Genomic DNA, 15,728 nt, shown 5'->3' with positions numbered 1-15,728 from the left:
CAGCGTGCTCATGCGCTTTCAGTCCACCGCCCGGGTCAGCGCCACGGCATCCGGCAGGGTCACTTCCAGCAGCGTCAGGTCGGGCGATGTGTTGCCGAAAGCGTAGCGCAGCCCGCCGGGCACGGTGATGCTGTCGTCGGCCTTCAGATGCAGGCGCTCGTCGCCGTGGCAGAAGTCCGCCTTCCCCGACAGGACGAAGTAAAAACAGAACTCCGTGTCGTGCTGCTGCGGGGAAGACGCCGCCTCGGCACCGGCCATGCGCCGCACCACGCGGGCGCCTGCCAGACCCGAGGTCGCGCCACCGATGCCGGTGTCCTGGTGCTCGAAGCCCTCCAGCCGCCAAGGCAGCCACGGCGCCATGCTGGCGGTGTGACGCACAAACCGCTGGCCGCCGAACTCATGGTCCGGCGGCAGGTCGGCAGACGGCAGGGTGAGGGCATGCTCGGCAATGGTGATGTGCTCGGCCGGCGTGCCGATCTCGATCACCTCGGCGCCGGCCGAACTCTCCAGAACCCGGTGCCGGATCATCGGCGGCTGCAGTACGCAGTCGCCGGCCCGCAGCACCATCGGAGCGCCTTGCCCTTCGTAGAGCACGCGCACCCAGCCGGAACGGCAAAAGATCATCTGGAAGCGAACCTTGTGGTAGTGGACATAGTCCGGCACCGGGCCGCCTTCGAGGATGCGGATGTGCGACGCGATGAAGGCGCCGCCATGGCGCTGCGGCAGCAGGTCGCGGTAGCGCAGCCCGGCGCGCCCCACAGTCCAGTGTGTCGACTCACCCGCCTGGCTGATGACCAGGGCCTGGACCGTGGGCGGCAGCCTGTATGCCGGATTCGCCTCGGCAAAGCGAACGACGGTTCCGTTGGGCGCCGTGAGTTGTCGCAGCCCCTGCGCGATGCGCGCGGGGTCATCGCAAAGCAGGGTGAGGCGCGGCGCAGCATTTGCCACGCCGGCCGACAACTGCAGCGCGATGCCATGGCCCGACACCAGCGCGGTCTTCGGGTCGTCGGCCGGGAAGATCGCGTCGATCCGGAACCCGAGCCGTTCGGTGAAGAAGGACAGCGTCGGCCCCAGGCTTTCACAGCCCAGCTGGACCATCGCGCCGCATATGCCGTCGAGTACCAGCGGCACGTCCTCATGCATCGCCCTTGTCTCCATTGCCTCGCTCATGGGAAGACGTCTCCTTGGATGGTAAAAACGCGTCGATTCAGTCGAGCGATAGCTTCAATTGCTGCGCGACGCGCCTGAAGGTGGCGGTGTCCTGCTGGACAATGGCCTTCATCTCCGCAGGCCCTATCGTGGCGGGCTCCAGGTAGGCTGCGATGGCCTTCTCGCGCACATCGGGCTGGGCCATGATCGCCAACACTTCCCTGGTCAGGCGCGCCCGGACCGGCTCCGGCGTGGCCGCCGGAACCGCCATGCCGAAAAAAGGCTGCACGGCGGCCTGGGCATAACCGAATTCGGCCAGGCCCGGCAGGTCGGGCAGCAGCGCGGTGCGCCCCGCGCCGCCGTGGGCCAGGGCCCGCAGCCGACCGGCCTTGAGCTCGCCTCCCACACTGGCCAGTGTCTCGAAGCTCAGGTCCACGTCGCCACGCAGCAACGCCAGCTTCGCATCGGCGGCCCCTTTGTAAGGGATGGCCTCCAGACTGATCCCCGCCGCGTGTGCCAACAGCTCACCGCACAGGTGGTTGGCGCTGCCTTCGCCGTAAGTCACATACCGGATATCGCCCGGCCTGGCCTTGGCGGCCTTCACCAGGTCGGCCAGCGTGCGGTAGGGCTTGTCAGCAGCGGTGACCAGGATGTTGGGTGTGTAGGTCACCAGGGCGATCAGCGCGAAGTCCTGGTCAATATTGAACGGCAGAGTCTTGCGCAGCGCTGGCAGCACGCCGAAGCTGCCCACGCCCGCGAGCAGAATGGAGTTCCCGTCCGGGACGGACTTGGCCACCGTGTCGACGCCGATGACGGTCGATGCACCGGGCTTGTTCTCGACGATCACTGGCTGGCCAAGCCGCCGCTGCAGCTGGTCGGCCAGGATCCGCGCAATCGTGTCCGAGGCGCCACCCGGCGCGAACGGCACCACGATGCGCAGCGGCTTGTTGGGCCAGGGCTGCGCCGCAGCATGGCGCAGCACGGAGGCGGACAGCAGGAAGCCGGCTGCGGCAAGCGCAAGGCGACGGCGCGAAGGGTTCGTAAGAGAGCTCATGCGGGCGATCTCCAGGGTGAGGAATAAAAGGCCATATGGGTTGTGCTGCCAGACGCTGCCAGACGCTGCCAGACGCTGTCATATCTTGTGCCGGATGCCCACGCACATCAGCAGCTGCGAGTGGTCGCCGCCTGGCATGGCCAGTGGTTGGCAGTAGCCCGAACAGGTGGCATGGAGGCGTGCCGCGCCCCGTTGACAGGCGTCTCCGACGGTGAGAGTTCGCAGCATCATGCTCTATGCCCCGTGGCCCTTTCGGCTCGCACTTGCCGCAGCTGTTCGCCCTGTTCCCCGAGGTCCCAAAAGAGGCCCGCCATCAATTGCAGCGATTGGCGCGTGACGCTGCCCAGGACGTGTTCGTTGGGTGCGTGTTGCGCACAGCCGGGGTAGGAATGCGGCACCCACAGCGTCGGCAGGCCGAGGATCCCGGCGAAGGCATCGTTGGGTAGCGATCCGCCCAGGTTGGGCAGCAGGCGCGTGGTGCGCCCCGTCGTGCGCGAGATGGAGTCCAGGCACCAGCGCACCCAGGCATCGTCCGGATCCAGGCGCGTGGCCATGGCCTCGGTACCGTTCTGCGTGACTTCCACGTCCGTGTAGCCGCGCGCATCCAGGTGCTCCCGAATGTGCCGCAGGAATTGCGTGTTGTCGCTGCCGACCACATAGCGGATCTGGCACATCGCATAGGCATGCGCCGGAATGGCATTGACCGGCGCCTCTGGATTGCCGGTCTTGAAGGCGATCACCTCGAAAGTGTTCCAGCCAAACACTCTTTCGGCGGGCGACAGGCCCGGCTCACCCCACTGCGGGTCGATCTCCGGCGCGTCCGCGTCGGTGCCCACCGCGATAGTGCGCAGCGCGCTGCGCACGTTATCGGGCAGGCTGTTCGGCAGCAGGCCCGGGACCAGGATGCGACCGTGTTCGTCCACCATGCTGGCGATCGCATGCGCCAGACGCACGCCCGGGTTGCGCAGCAGGCCGCCCCAGTTGCCCGAGTGGTGCGCGCCTTCGCGCAGCCGGATGTTCAGGTCGAAGTTCAGGCCGCCACGGGCTCCCAGGAACACGGTCGGCTCGCTGGCAGCAAGGCGCGGTCCGTCGGAAGCGATGAAAACGTCGGCGGCGAGCGTCTCCCGGTACTGCCGGCAAATCGTGTGCAGGCCGCGGGAGCCGGCCTCCTCTCCCATTTCCAGCAATACCTTGACATTGAACCCCAACCGGCCACGGCGAGCCCGTACCACCTGCGCCAGCGCAGCCAGGTTGATGGAGTGCTGCACCTTGTTGTCGGCGGTGCCCCGGCCATACCAGCGGTCGCCCTCGACCGTGAGTTTCCAGGGCCCCAAACCGTCGCGCCACTGGGCGTCGTAACCGTTGACCACGTCGCCGTGCCCGTAAGTCAGCAGGGTACAGGCGGCGCCCTCCTCGATCCGCTCGGCCATGAGGAATGGGCTGCAATCCGGCTCGGGGTTGTCAATAATGCGGCAGGCGAAGCCCATGGCTTCCAGATCGGGCACCACGAGATCGGTGAGGTAGCTGTAGAGCAACGGCAGGCTCTCAGGTTTCTGGCTTTCGGTGCGCACAGCGACACGGCGTGCCAGGGTTTGCATGAAACCACCTTCATCGAAATGGCGCTCGGCCAAGCGGATAGCGTCGTCCCTGCTCACCGTATCGCTCCTTGCGGAAAAGCCCAAGCGCGCTCGGTGGCGCATGTGCTGGATAGCATCCCGCAGATCAGCACGAACAGGGTGTCAAGGAAATCGCAAGGCATCGCAAAAAGTGGCGGTTTCATCGTTCGGTTCTGGCCCCGCTAAAGGGTCGAAATTAGGCTGTCATTCAGCGTTTAAACGGAGAATAAGACAGAATTTCTATTGCTACCATTAGAGAATTAACATCCAATCGTTGCCGTTTCAGCATGGCACGGGTAAACCTATGAAGTCCGACCACCTCAAGGAAACATCGCTTCGGTACTTTTTGGAAGTGGCGCGATGCGGCTCGATCAGCGAAGCGTCGGAACGGCTTTTTGTCGCCGCTTCTGCCATCAGCCGTCAGATCAGCAGCCTGGAACATGTGCTGGAGGTGCAGTTGTTCGAGCGCAGGCCTCGCGGCATGGTATTGAGCGCTGCGGGCGAGGTGCTGGCAGCCCACGCGCGTCACTCAGCGCTGGAAGCCGACCGTGTCGTGGCCGATATCCTGGCGCTGCAGGGACTGCACAAAGGCCATGTGAGCCTCGCCTGCACCGAAGGATTTGCGATCGACTTCCTGCCCCGATTGATCATCGACTTCCAGCAGCGCTACCCGGGAATCCATTTCAGCCTGAACGTGGCTGGGCCGGCCGACGTTTCTGAAATGGTGCGCAACGGCGATGCCGACATCGGGCTGACCTTCAACCGACTGGCGCAAAAGGAAATCAAGGTCGAGCATCGCCAGCCCGCGCCGGTCATGGTCATCATGCGGCCGGACCACGCCCTGGCACGATCGAAAAGCATCACCTTGAACCAACTCGCTGCGTATCCGCTGGCGCTGCCCACCGCGGAGAACAGCCTTCGTCAAATCTTCGACATCGCCTGTAGTCGTGTGGGCCTGGTGATAGAACCACACGTTGCCAGCAACTGCGCCACTGCGCTGCACCGTTTTGTCCTTTCCGGGGGAATAGCTTCGGTGGCGGGCGAGGTGTCAGTGCGCCGGTTTCTGGCGGATGGCACCATGGTTGCAGTGCCGTTGCGCGAGCGACATCTGGACAGCCGCAACATCGAACTTCAGACGCTGGTGGGCCGCACGCTGCCCGGTGTGGTGAAAACGTTTCTTGACTATATCAAGGGCCGACTGGGCGACGCGGAGGTTTGACGGCCGGCTGCCTGCCAACGGGTGTTCATGCGCTGTCCTGCGCCAATGCTTCGAGTGCCGCCACGTCGCGGACAATCACCCGCCGGGCATCCCGCAACACCAGGCCACGCCCGGCAAGCTCCCCGAAAGCGGTGGAGACGCTGACCCGGGAGATACTGCAAAGACTGGCCATTTCTTCCTGCGTAAAGCCGATGCGGATGCGACGGCCGCGAGCGTCCGGCACGCCGTAGACGTGCACAAGACCCAGCAGGGCAAAGCTCACACGCTTGATCGCGGCGCCCGCGCTGAGGAGGTCATGGTGATGCATCATGACCTGAAAGCGCTGGTCCGAAAACGCCAGGACCTGGCGCAAGATGATGCCCTCGGCCTGCATGGCCTTCAACGCCTCGGGTACCGGTACCTCGTACACCATGGCATCGGCCGAAACCACCGCCGAAGTCAGGTGCCGACCCGGGTCCACCATGCCGCAGTCGCCCACCAGGCCATTGGGACCGATCACTGCCAGATGGCGCTCCCTGCCCGCAGCGGAATACGTCACCAGGCGAACCCTCCCCTGCACCACCACATACAACGTGGAGGCAGTGCCGCCCTGGTGAAACAGCACCGCCTCCTTGGCCAGCCTTCGTTGCGGGCGGCCGCGGGTAAGCGCCTGCCAGTCGTAGCCCAGGTCTTCAAGCCAGAACGCGCGGCAATGGCTGGCCACGCCGTTTGCCGGGGGCAGCGCCGCGGTCATGGTGCACTCGCCACGGCGCGGGACCGGCCCCCACGCCAGTTCAGCACGCGCGCTGTTGTTGTTGGCCCGCAATGTAAAGCGCTTTGCAGAATTGCGCGTGACTCGCAGCTACGCTGCAAGCTATCCGCATTCAAACCAAACCCAAGGAAAGAATCCATGCGCCACCCTTTCGAACACACCCGCGAACTGTTCCCGATTCTGACTTCGAAGGCACAACTGTCGAGCTGCTCGCAAAGCGCCTTGAGCCTTCCGGTCGAGCAGGCTATCGGGGATTATCTGAAATCCTGGCGCGACAGGGGCATGGACTGGTCGGGCTGGATGGATGCGGTGAACGAGGCCAAGGCGGCTTTCGCCCGTCTGATCAACGCCCACCCCGACGAGGTCGCCGCGATGTCGTCCGTGTCCGACGCCGCCTCGTCCATCGGCAGCGCCATGAACTTCACCCCGGAGAAGAACGGCATTGTCGTCGGCGACATCGATTTTCCGTCGGTCGGCCATGTCTGGCTGGCACACCAGCGCAAAGGCGCGCACGTAGACTTTGTCGAAGCTGACGAAGGCCATTGCATCAGCCTGGACGCCTACGCCAGACAAATCAATGAGCGTACGGCCCTGGTGAGCGTGTCACACGTGTCTTATTACAACGGCTTCCAGCAGGACATAGCCGCCATTGCCGAACTTGCGCATGCGAAGGAGGCGCTCGTTTTTGTCGATGCGTACCAGTCGGCGGGCGCGGTGCGCATTGACGTGCAGCGCGACGGAATCGACATTCTGGCCTCGGGCGCGCAAAAGTTCCTGCTCGGCTGCCCGGGCATCGCGTTTATGTACGTACGCCGCGCAGTGGCAGAACAGCTGCTTCCCAGCAACACCGGTTGGTTTGGCCGCGTTAATCCGTTCGCGTTCGATATCCGTCAGTTGGATTTCGCGCCTGGCGCCTCACGCTTCAACACCGGTACACCGCCCATGATCAACGCCTTTGCGGCTCGTGCGGCGCTGGGGCTCATTGGTTCGATGGATGTGGATTTGATCGAAAGTTACTTGAAGCACTTGTCTGGCGTCGCCCTTGGTGAAGCGAAGCGCCTGGGACTTCACATCGCAAGCCCCCGCGACCTTGCGCGCAAGGCATCAACGACTGCCATACGCGTGGGCGACGCCTCCGCAGCGGAGCATAAACTTCTCGCGCAAGGTTATGTCGTGTCGGCCCGCAATGACGTCATCCGGATCGCACCACACTTCTACAACACCGAGTTGGAGGTGATCAGTGCCATTCGCGCATTGGCCGCACTGAGTGGTGTGCGGTAAGCGCGTAGGGAGCCCACCGTGGCGCCATCACGGTTGTGGCGGAAAGAATGGCCATTGGTTTGAGCAAAAAAAAGACCCCGAAGGGTCTTTTTTGCAAAGCAACAGTGTCGCTAAAGAATATTATTTCTTGGCGGTCGGCTTTGCCGCTTTCTTCGGCGCTGCAGCTTTAGGGGCTGCCTTGGGGGCAGCCTTTGCCTTTGGTGCTGCAGGCGCAGGAGCCACTGGAACCACTTTCAGCGAAGCACGTTGATCACGCAGGACTTTGATTTCTGCATTGATCTTGTCCTTGCGCTCGGTCAGCTTCGCGATGCTTGCGCCAAGTTTTGCAACGGCCTTGGCCGTCTTCGACACGGGGGCTTTTTTCACAGCGGCCTTGGCAACGGGCTTCACCACTTTCGCAGGAGCCGTTACTTTCTTTGGAGTTGCCGCAGCCTTTGGAGCCGTTTTTTTCGCAGTTGCCATTTCTGAATTTCCTTTTTTATTTACCTGGCTGAGATATTTCGCCAGTACCGTATTGTCTCCAATATTTGAGTTCTTTCTCCACGCCGGCATTCAATCGGGAGCAACCTGCCCGGAAATTTGCTGTCATTGAGCAATTGACCAGCCGGTCGCGCCATGCCCGACGGCCATCAATGCCGCTCGCATGCCCTGAGCAGTCAGATACGATTTGCTGCGCGAATGACCACCATGCAGCGATGCCAGAAGCGGACGGTGACATTGACAGCCCGACCTGCTGGACCCGGCCAGGAGGCTGGAAGCTGGCGCGAAGCTTGGTGAAGAGCGGACGTCCGGGCGGCTACGCTGTGCCCGCCCCACGCCCCGCCTGTGCCAACGCCAGGGCCAGCCTGGCCCCCACTTCGGCGTTGTGTTTCACGAGCGCGATGTTGGTCGCCAGGCTGCGCCCACCCGTCAGCGCCTTGATGCGCGCCAGCAAAAAGGGTGTCACGGCCTTGCCGGTGATTCCTTGCGCCTTGGCCTCGGCGAGCGCCTGCTGCGTCAGCGCGTCGATCTCTTCGCGCGCCATCGCTGCCGCTTGCGGCACCGGCGTGCTCAGCACCACGCCGCCCGCGAGGCCCAGGTCCCACTTGGTGCGGATGAAGCGTGCCTGCTCCGCCGCGTCGTCCAGCCTGAAGTCCGCGCGAAAGCCGCTGTCGCGCGTGTAGAACGCGGCGAAGTTGTCCTGCTCGCAACTGAGCACCGGCACGCCGTGCGTTTCCAGGTATTCCAGTGTGAGCGCTATGTCCAGGATCGACTTGGCACCGGCACAGACCACCGCCACCGAGGTCTTCGCCAGTTCCTGCAGATCGGCCGAGATGTCAAAGCTCTCCTGCGCACCGCGGTGCACGCCGCCAATGCCGCCGGTGACAAAGACCTCGATGCCAGCCAGCGCGGCGCAGATCATCGTGCCGGCCACCGTGGTGGCGCCGAGCCCGCCGCCGGCCAGCACGGCCGGCAGGTCGCGGCGGCTGACCTTGTGTGCCTGGCCGGAGCGGCCCAGCAGCTCCAGCTCGTCGTCTGAAAGGCCGATGCGGATGCGCCCGCCGATCAGCGCGATGGTCGCGGGCTCGGCGCCCAGGTCGCGGATCAGGGCCTCCACTTCGCGCGCAGTGCGAACGTTCTCCGGGTAGGGCATTCCGTGGGCGATGATGGTCGATTCCAGCGCCACGAGCGGGCGGCCGGCGGCCTGTGCAGCGGCCACGGGCGCGCTGCGGATCAACCAGGAGTGGGCAAGGTTAGCAACCATGGCTATGCTTTCAACGGTGTAGTTCACCCAAGTGTGCAGCATAAGGCTGGTCTACGGTTTGCTGGGCAAGCACGGGGCGCCGTTCAAGGCGCCAATGATGCAGCGAGCGCAAATCGCACGGCTGACTCAGGCACCCACTGAATCGCCGCAGCAAGCGCGCTCAACTTCGAGAGTCGGCCAACAGCTGCCGGTCAAACGTGTGTCGTCGAATGCCTGCAAGAGACTGAAAACCGCCATTCTGGAAAATTCACTGGCCGTCAGCTGAGCGCCTAAAGCTGACGTTCGCTCACTACCGACAATGTTCGATTATCGATAGTCAGCACTGTTGGCACCAGTGCTCACTTTGCTCTAGCGGAACTCTATCCAGGGACCTCTCTGGCAAAGGCGCGTGACCCATCCGCACATCTATTTGACGGTCGTCATGACGTAGTTGTTACCCTCTTTAATAAACTCAAAGATAACTTTCTTGTCGACTGTCAGTTTGGCAAGCAGGTCCTTGTCCTTCACTGTAAAACTCATGGTCATCGACGGCCAGTTGAGGCTGCTGACAGGACCGTGAGAGATCACGACGCTGCCCGTCTTGGTATCAATTTTCTTGATCGTGCCGTTTGCTTCATGCGTGGTCTGAGCGGTAGGCGCTGGCTTCTTGGTCATGTCCATGCCCTTCATATCGCCCATCTTCGACTGGGCGAAACTGACGGACGCTGCGACCATAACGAGAGAGGCAATAACGATCTTCTTCATGAAAACTCCTTTAAGAGTGGTTGGTAAAACTAACAAAAAATAAGTTCAAGCGGCGGGATGGCGTCGCACCCAGAAAGGCCTGCCTTCGGCCCGGCGTTCGCGAGGCCTTCGCATGAGCAGATACACGGCTGGAATCACGAACATGGACAGCAAGGGGGCGGTGATCATGCCGCCGACCATGGGTGCGGCAATGCGTTGCATGACCTCGGAGCCCGTCCCCGTGCCCCACATGATGGGGAACAGGCCGGCCAGAATGACCGCCACCGTCATCGCCTTGGGCCGTACCCGCAATACCGCGCCTTCCTGGATCGCATCCAGCAAGTCGGCTGCCGTGGTCTTGCCCTGATCGATCCGGTCATCCCAGGCGGATTTCAGGTACAGCAGCATGATCACGCCGAACTCGGCGGAAACCCCGGCCAGAGCAATGAACCCGACGGCACCGGCTACCGACAGGTTGTAGCTCAGCAAATACAGCAGCCAGATGCCGCCCACCAAGGCGAACGGCAGCGTGGCCATGATCAGCAAGGCTTCGTCAAAGCGTTTGAAGGTCAGATACAGCAGCACAAAGATGATCAGCAGCGTGAACGGCACCACCACCTTGAACTTTGCCGTGGCACGCTCCAGGAACTCGAACTGGCCGGACCAGGACACGGAATAGCCAGGTGGCAACTTGACCTTGTCCGCGACGGCTTTTTGCATGTCCTGTACGGCCGAACGCAAGTCACGGCCCCGGATGTCCACGTAGACCCAACCTGACAGGCGGGCATTTTCGCTGCGTAGCATGGGCGGGCCGTCGGTGATGCGGATGTCGGCCACGTCCGAGAGCACCAGGCGCTGGCCACGCTCCGTCACAAAGGGCAGGCTGCGCAGCTTTTCCAGCGAATCCCGGATTTCTCGCGGATAGCGCATGTTGATCGGAAAGCGCTGCAGGCCTTCGACGGTTTCGCCGATGTTCTCGCCGCCTACCGCTGAACTGATGACCGATTGCACGTCGGCAATGGTCAGCCCGAATCGGGATGCCGCATCGCGCTTAATATTGACGTCTACATAGCGTCCACCTGTTAGGCGCTCGGCCAAGGCACTCGTCACGCCAGGAACGTCTTTGAGCGCCCGTTCGATCTCGCCGGTCAACCGGTCTATTGTGATCAGGTCGGTGCCCGCCACCTTGACGCCTACCGGACTCTTGATGCCGGTGGCCAGCATGTCAATGCGGTTGCGGATCGGCGGTACCCAGATATTGGACAGGCCTGGCACTTTGACGATGCGGTCCAGCTCCTCTACCAGCTTGTCCTGGGTCATGCCGGCGCGCCACTGCTCGCGTGGCTTGAACTGGATGGTGGTTTCAAACATCTCCATGGGCGCCGGGTCGGTCGCGGTTTCGGCGCGGCCGGCCTTCCCATACACGCTGGCGACTTCGGGCACGGTTTTGATCAGTCGGTCGGTCTGCTGTAGCAGCTCGCCGGCCTTGCCGGCCGACAGGCCCGGCAGTGCAGAGGGCATGTAGAGCAAGTCGCCTTCATCCAGCCTTGGCATGAATTCGCCGCCGATATGCTGCAGCGGCCAAAGACTGATGACCAGTACGACGCCGGCGGCCAACAAGGTGAGCTTCGGGGCGCGCAGCACCACTTCCAGCATCGGCCGGTAGACGGCGATCAGCAGTCGGTTCAAGGGGTTGGACTTCTCATCGGGAATCCGGCCGCGTATCAAATAGCACATCAACACGGGGATCAACGTCACCGACAGCCCAGCCGCCGCCGCCATGGCATAGGTCTTGGTAAAAGCCAGCGGAGAGAACAAACGTCCCTCCTGGGCTTCCAGCGTAAACACCGGGATAAACGACAAAGTGATGATCAACAGCGAAAAGAACAGTGCCGGGCCCACCTCGGCCGCCGCGTCACCAATCACCCGCCAGCGTGCTTCTCCTTCCAGCGTTTCACCCGGATGGTCATGCCCCCAGTGCTCCAGGTGTTTGTGGGCGTTTTCGATCATCACCACGGCGGCATCCACCATGGCGCCGATCGCAATCGCGATGCCGCCCAGCGACATGATGTTGGCGTTGACGCCCTGGTAGTGCATCACGATGAAAGCGGCCAGGATGCCCAGCGGTAGCGAGATGATGGCCACAAAGGCCGAGCGCAGGTGAAACAGGAAGATAAAGCACACCACGGCCACCACCAGGAACTCCTCCAGCAGCTTGTGCGTGAGGTTATCCACCGCCCGCTCGATCAGGCCCGAGCGGTCGTAAGTCGGCACTATTTCAACACCCTTGGGCAGGCTGGCCTGCAGGGTCTGGAGCTTGGCCTTGACGGCGGCAATGGTCTGCAGCGCGTTCTTGCCCGAGCGCATGATGATCACGCCCCCGGCGGCTTCACCTTCGCCGTCCAGTTCCCCAATGCCGCGGCGCATCTCCGGGCCGATCTGGATTCGTGCCACATCACCCAGGCGCACCGGGATGCCGGCCGCCGAGGTCATTAGCGGAACGGCGCGGAAGTCCTCCAGGCTCTGCAGATAGCCCGAGGCCCGCACCATGTACTCGGCCTCCCCAAGCTCCAGCACCGAGCCGCCGGCTTCCTGGTTGGCCTTCTGGATGGCTTCGACCACCTTGGTATGTGGAATCGCATAGGCGGCCAGCTTGTCCGGGTCCAGCACGATCTGGTACTGGCGCACCATGCCGCCGACCGAGGCGACCTCGGCCACATTGGGGACGGTTTTGAGCTCGTACTTGAGAAACCAGTCCTGCAGGGCGCGCAGTTGTCCGGCATCCTGGGTGCCGCTGCGGTCGATCAGGGCGTACTGGTAAATCCAGCCGACACCGGTGGCGTCGGGCCCCAGAGAAGCCTTAGCCGCCGCTGGTAGCCGCGACTGAACCTGGTTGAGGTACTCCAGCACCCGCGAGCGTGCCCAGTAGAGGTCCGTGCCGTCCTCGAACAGCACGTAGACATAGGAATCACCAAAGAAGGAATAACCGCGCACCGTCTTGGCGCCCGGCACCGACAGCATGGTCGTGGTCAACGGGTAGGTGACTTGGTTCTCGACAATGCGTGGTGCCTGCCCGGGATAGGTGGTGCGAATGATGACCTGCACATCCGACAGGTCTGGCAAAGCGTCCAGCGGCGTCCTCATCACCGAATACACGCCCCAGGCCGCGACCATCAGCGTGGCCAGCAGCACAAGAAATCGGTTGCCGATGGACCAGCGAATAAGGCGGGCCATCATCGCTGGGCTCCCGACGCCGAGGTTTTGGGCATTGGCGCCGGTGAGCCGGGCTTGGGTGGAACTGGGGGAACAGGTGCCACAGGCGTGATGGAGGTCAAGGTCGGCTCGCCATCCTTGGGCATCACAAACTCGAACTGCACCCTGTCTCCCTTGGCCACATTGCCCGGCATGCCGCCTGCCGGCGCCTTGAACTCCATGGTCATGGCACCCATGCCGGCGGTGGGCAGCGGGCCATGGGCCAGCAGGGCGCTGTCCTTGTCGATGGCAATCACCTGCGCCTTACCGGGGTGCCGGGCCAGTGGCGGGGCAGCCGCGCTGTTGAGGCGGGCCTCCACGCCCTTGAGGCTGGCTTCCGAGTCGATCAGGAACTGCGACGACACCACCACGCGCTGGCCCGCCTGCAGGCCGCGCTTGATTTCCGTCTGGCCGCCGCTTTCAATGCCGACTTCGACGTCGATGGGCCGGAAGCGGCCGTTCTCTTCTGCCAGCATCACGACTGTGCGTTTGCCGGTCTGGATGACGGCTTCTGTGGGGACCAGCAAGGACTTCTCCGCCCGCATGTCCATGAACTGCATGGTCACGAACATGCCCGGCACGAGACGTGAGCCCGGGTTCGCCAGCTCCAATCGAGCTTTGAGCGTGCGCGTCGCCGCGTTGACCTCGGGCAGGATGGCTTGCACCTTGCCGTCGAAGGTCGTGCCGGGCACGGCCGGGCTGTGGGCTTGTACCTTGGCGCCGGGACGCAGCAACGCCGCCTGGCTCTCGGGCACCTCGGCATTGGCCCAGACCGTGGAAAGCCCGTTGATGCGGAACAGGGTCATCCCCGCCGACACCGTCATGCCCTCGCGTGCCAGCAGTTCCACCACCACGCCACCTAATGGGGCCGTGATCGTGGTGCGGGCCTGTGTTTTCCCGCTGGCTTCCACCAGGCGGATTTGCTCGTCATTCATGCCGACCTGGCGCATGCGCTGGCGGGCGCCGTCAACCAGCGATCCCAAGTCATTGCCCTGCATGCGTTTGAGGGACAAAAACTCTTCTTGAGCCGCCACCCAGTCCGGAACATACAGGTCCACTAAAGGTTGGCCCTTGGCCACCGCATCCAGCGTGGCGCGCACATGCAGGCGCTCGACATAGCCTGTCGCCCGGGCCTGCACGGTGGCTTGGTCGCGTTCGTTGAATGCGATGTTGCCGACCGCGGAGACTTGAGGCGACAGCGTGCCTTCGGTGACTAGTGCGGTACGCACCCCCAGGTTCTGTTGGACACGAGGGCTGACGGTGACTTGTCCCTGATCGGAATCGCTGTCCGCATAGACCGGAACCAGCATCATGTCCATGAACGGCGACTTGGCGGGTTTGTCGAACTTGTTGCCCGGCACCATGGGGTCTTGGTAGTAGAGGATCCTGCGGCCGCTGAGCGGATCGGTATCACCTGCCTTAAGGCCGGCGCTGATGTGGCGTCGGGTGGCTTCTTCGCCTTCGGCGATGCTTAAAGGTGCGCTTACAGGTGCGGCGGCCGGAGTTGAGGGCGCGTCACCAGTTGGGGCGGCCGCGGTCATGCTGCTGCCGTTTTTCATGCCCAAGGCATACAGGCCATAGCCTGCAGCACCGAGGACGCCGGCAGCGATCAGCGCGGCAATAGGGTATTTTTTGTTCATGGCTGTTCCTTGGCTTGCGCCGGCATGCTGTGTTCGGGGACGAGGAAATTGAGCTGGGCCCAGGAGCGCGCGGTTTCCATTTCCAGCGTCAGTGCCTGCATACGGGTGTCAATCTCATCGCGGCGCGCGGACAGCGCGCTGGCCAGGTCGCTCTTGCCCGTGCGATAGCTGGTCAGTGCGGCCTCGGTGCGCTGACGGGCTGTCGGGATCAGTTCATTGCAGTACCGGCTTAACCGGTCCTTGCCCGTTTGCCAGTCGTTCAGCCAGCCACGCACCTCGGCTTCATGGCTGCGCAGCATGTCTTCGTAGCGGGCTTTGGCTTCGTCGACCATGGCCAGCTTGGCGGCCAGTTCGCGGTTCTGGCGGTTCTTCTGGTCCCATTGCAATGGGATGGAGACGCCGATGGAGAGCATGTTGGAGTAAGCCGGGCCGCGCTGGGCGTAGCTGGCCTCGACGCTCCAGTCGGCTTGTTTGTTCGCTTGGGCCAGCCGGGCATCGGTTTCCACGGCGTCAACCTCTGCGCTCATGACGAGCAAATCGGGATGTTGCTTGAGGTGGTCGCTTGAAACTTCGCCTTGCAGCGATGTGGTTTGCCAGGGTGGCGAGCCTGAGAGGGGACGTCCCGCATCCGGGATACCCACCCAACGGGCCAGCATCAAGCCGGCGTTGCGTGATTGCCGGTCAATCTGGCTGAGCCGATCCCCCAGTTGAATCACGGCGCTGCGGGCGGCGAACGCGTCTGCTTGGCTACCCCGGCCGGTGCGAAAGGCGATGTCGGCCGCCTGCACCTGCAGCCGGGTTTCTTCGACCTGCTGCTGAACCAGCTCACGCATGGCCTGGGCGTAATAGCGGTCGAGCCAGGCCAGTGCGGTGTCGCGCTGCAGATTGGCCAGCGTCAATTGGCGCTGCGCCTGTCCCCGCTGTGCGTCGCGTTCAAAGCGTTCCGAGCGCAGCTGGCGCTTCTCGGATCGGGTGATTTCCTGCATGACGCCAATACGGCGCATGGTCATGAAGTCGCGCGTCAGGCTGCCGCGATCCGCGCCGTCGGCCGGCAGGTTGTCGATGCCGAACTTGAGCACCGGGTCGGGGAGCTGACCGGCCGCGACGGCCTGTTCTCGGGCGGCGGCTGTGAGCGCGCCTTGGGCAACCAATTGCTGAGACCGGCCGACGGCAATGCGCTGCGCCTCGATCAGGGTCAAAGGGTCAGCGGCCCACGACGCAGACACCATGGCCACCGTCCAGGCGGCAACGGTGATCCGATAAATCGGGAATGAAATAGACATAAAACCTCCAGAGCAC

At 63.3% G+C, this 15,728-nt stretch carries 12 protein-coding genes; 2 read left to right on the top strand and 10 right to left on the bottom strand.

The window, feature by feature from the left end; all coding sequences use genetic code 11:
- Positions 1–18: 18 nt before the first annotated feature.
- The 3 genes from AC1DS5_RS16645 to AC1DS5_RS16635 all read right to left on the bottom strand — a co-directional run bounded on the left by AC1DS5_RS16645 (position 19) and on the right by AC1DS5_RS16635 (position 3,858).
- Positions 19–1,158 carry a cupin domain-containing protein gene (locus tag AC1DS5_RS16645; protein WP_477719357.1) on the bottom strand — a complete coding sequence of 380 codons (1,140 nt, stop codon included), beginning with the start codon at positions 1,156–1,158 and terminating at the stop codon, positions 19–21.
- Between the two features lie 49 nt (positions 1,159–1,207).
- Entirely contained in the window at positions 1,208–2,203 is a 996-nt protein-coding gene (locus AC1DS5_RS16640; RefSeq protein ID WP_477719356.1) for a Bug family tripartite tricarboxylate transporter substrate binding protein, read from the bottom strand.
- Between the two features lie 227 nt (positions 2,204–2,430).
- Positions 2,431–3,858, bottom strand: coding sequence for a M20 family metallopeptidase (locus AC1DS5_RS16635; protein WP_477719355.1), 1,428 nt, complete (start codon positions 3,856–3,858; stop codon positions 2,431–2,433).
- Positions 3,859–4,123: 265 nt separating this feature from the next.
- On the opposite strand from AC1DS5_RS16635, the gene AC1DS5_RS16630 reads away from it, so the two are divergent.
- Positions 4,124–5,038: a LysR family transcriptional regulator gene (locus AC1DS5_RS16630; protein ID WP_477719354.1), complete on the top strand. Its 915-nt coding sequence runs from the start codon at positions 4,124–4,126 to the stop codon at positions 5,036–5,038.
- A gap of 25 nt (positions 5,039–5,063) precedes the next feature.
- Here the strand turns inward: AC1DS5_RS16630 and AC1DS5_RS16625 are convergent, their stop codons facing one another.
- On the bottom strand, positions 5,064–5,771 hold the full coding sequence (locus AC1DS5_RS16625) for a Crp/Fnr family transcriptional regulator (RefSeq protein ID WP_477719353.1): 708 nt from the start codon (positions 5,769–5,771) through the stop codon (positions 5,064–5,066).
- 156 nt (positions 5,772–5,927) lie between these two features.
- Between AC1DS5_RS16625 and AC1DS5_RS16620 the strand changes: the two genes are divergently transcribed.
- Complete coding sequence (locus tag AC1DS5_RS16620; RefSeq protein ID WP_477719352.1) at positions 5,928–7,070, top strand: aminotransferase class V-fold PLP-dependent enzyme; 1,143 nt, start codon at positions 5,928–5,930, stop codon at positions 7,068–7,070.
- Positions 7,071–7,190: 120 nt separating this feature from the next.
- Here the strand turns inward: AC1DS5_RS16620 and AC1DS5_RS16615 are convergent, their stop codons facing one another.
- The 6 genes from AC1DS5_RS16615 to AC1DS5_RS16590 all read right to left on the bottom strand — a co-directional run bounded on the left by AC1DS5_RS16615 (position 7,191) and on the right by AC1DS5_RS16590 (position 15,712).
- Complete coding sequence (locus tag AC1DS5_RS16615) at positions 7,191–7,532, bottom strand: histone protein (protein ID WP_477719351.1); 342 nt, start codon at positions 7,530–7,532, stop codon at positions 7,191–7,193.
- A gap of 334 nt (positions 7,533–7,866) precedes the next feature.
- Entirely contained in the window at positions 7,867–8,814 is a 948-nt protein-coding gene (locus tag AC1DS5_RS16610) for a pseudouridine-5'-phosphate glycosidase (RefSeq protein ID WP_477719350.1), read from the bottom strand.
- A gap of 405 nt (positions 8,815–9,219) precedes the next feature.
- Positions 9,220–9,558 (bottom strand): copper-binding protein, encoded by a 339-nt coding sequence (locus AC1DS5_RS16605; RefSeq protein WP_477719349.1) that lies wholly within the window; start codon positions 9,556–9,558, stop codon positions 9,220–9,222.
- 45 nt (positions 9,559–9,603) lie between these two features.
- On the bottom strand, positions 9,604–12,774 hold the full coding sequence (locus tag AC1DS5_RS16600; protein WP_477719348.1) for an efflux RND transporter permease subunit: 3,171 nt from the start codon (positions 12,772–12,774) through the stop codon (positions 9,604–9,606).
- Complete coding sequence (locus AC1DS5_RS16595) at positions 12,771–14,429, bottom strand: efflux RND transporter periplasmic adaptor subunit (protein WP_477719347.1); 1,659 nt, start codon at positions 14,427–14,429, stop codon at positions 12,771–12,773. Before AC1DS5_RS16595 ends, AC1DS5_RS16600 begins: the two co-directional genes overlap by 4 nt.
- A complete protein-coding gene (locus AC1DS5_RS16590) occupies positions 14,426–15,712 on the bottom strand; it encodes a TolC family protein (RefSeq protein WP_477719346.1) in 1,287 nt (428 codons plus the stop codon). The genes AC1DS5_RS16595 and AC1DS5_RS16590 overlap by 4 nt, the downstream gene beginning before the upstream one ends.
- Positions 15,713–15,728 lie beyond the last annotated feature (16 nt).

This window comes from Polaromonas sp. P4_H1, assembly GCF_056400945.1.
The sequence above is the reverse complement of the archived record's forward strand: the minus strand, read 5'-3'. Positions and strand labels throughout refer to the sequence as shown.

Excerpts from the sequence above, each read along its gene's own strand:
- AC1DS5_RS16610 (WP_477719350.1), bottom strand. The coding sequence starts at position 8,814 with ATGGTTGCTAACCTTGCCCACTCCTGGTTGATCCGCAGCGCGCCCGTG.
- AC1DS5_RS16615 (WP_477719351.1), bottom strand. The coding sequence starts at position 7,532 with ATGGCAACTGCGAAAAAAACGGCTCCAAAGGCTGCGGCAACTCCAAAG.
- AC1DS5_RS16595 (WP_477719347.1), bottom strand. The coding sequence starts at position 14,429 with ATGAACAAAAAATACCCTATTGCCGCGCTGATCGCTGCCGGCGTCCTC.
- AC1DS5_RS16620 (WP_477719352.1), top strand. The coding sequence starts at position 5,928 with ATGCGCCACCCTTTCGAACACACCCGCGAACTGTTCCCGATTCTGACT.
- AC1DS5_RS16645 (WP_477719357.1), bottom strand. The coding sequence starts at position 1,158 with ATGGAGACAAGGGCGATGCATGAGGACGTGCCGCTGGTACTCGACGGC.
- AC1DS5_RS16640 (WP_477719356.1), bottom strand. The coding sequence starts at position 2,203 with ATGAGCTCTCTTACGAACCCTTCGCGCCGTCGCCTTGCGCTTGCCGCA.
- AC1DS5_RS16630 (WP_477719354.1), top strand. The coding sequence starts at position 4,124 with ATGAAGTCCGACCACCTCAAGGAAACATCGCTTCGGTACTTTTTGGAA.
- AC1DS5_RS16600 (WP_477719348.1), bottom strand. The coding sequence starts at position 12,774 with ATGATGGCCCGCCTTATTCGCTGGTCCATCGGCAACCGATTTCTTGTG.
- AC1DS5_RS16590 (WP_477719346.1), bottom strand. The coding sequence starts at position 15,712 with ATGTCTATTTCATTCCCGATTTATCGGATCACCGTTGCCGCCTGGACG.
- AC1DS5_RS16605 (WP_477719349.1), bottom strand. The coding sequence starts at position 9,558 with ATGAAGAAGATCGTTATTGCCTCTCTCGTTATGGTCGCAGCGTCCGTC.
- AC1DS5_RS16625 (WP_477719353.1), bottom strand. The coding sequence starts at position 5,771 with ATGACCGCGGCGCTGCCCCCGGCAAACGGCGTGGCCAGCCATTGCCGC.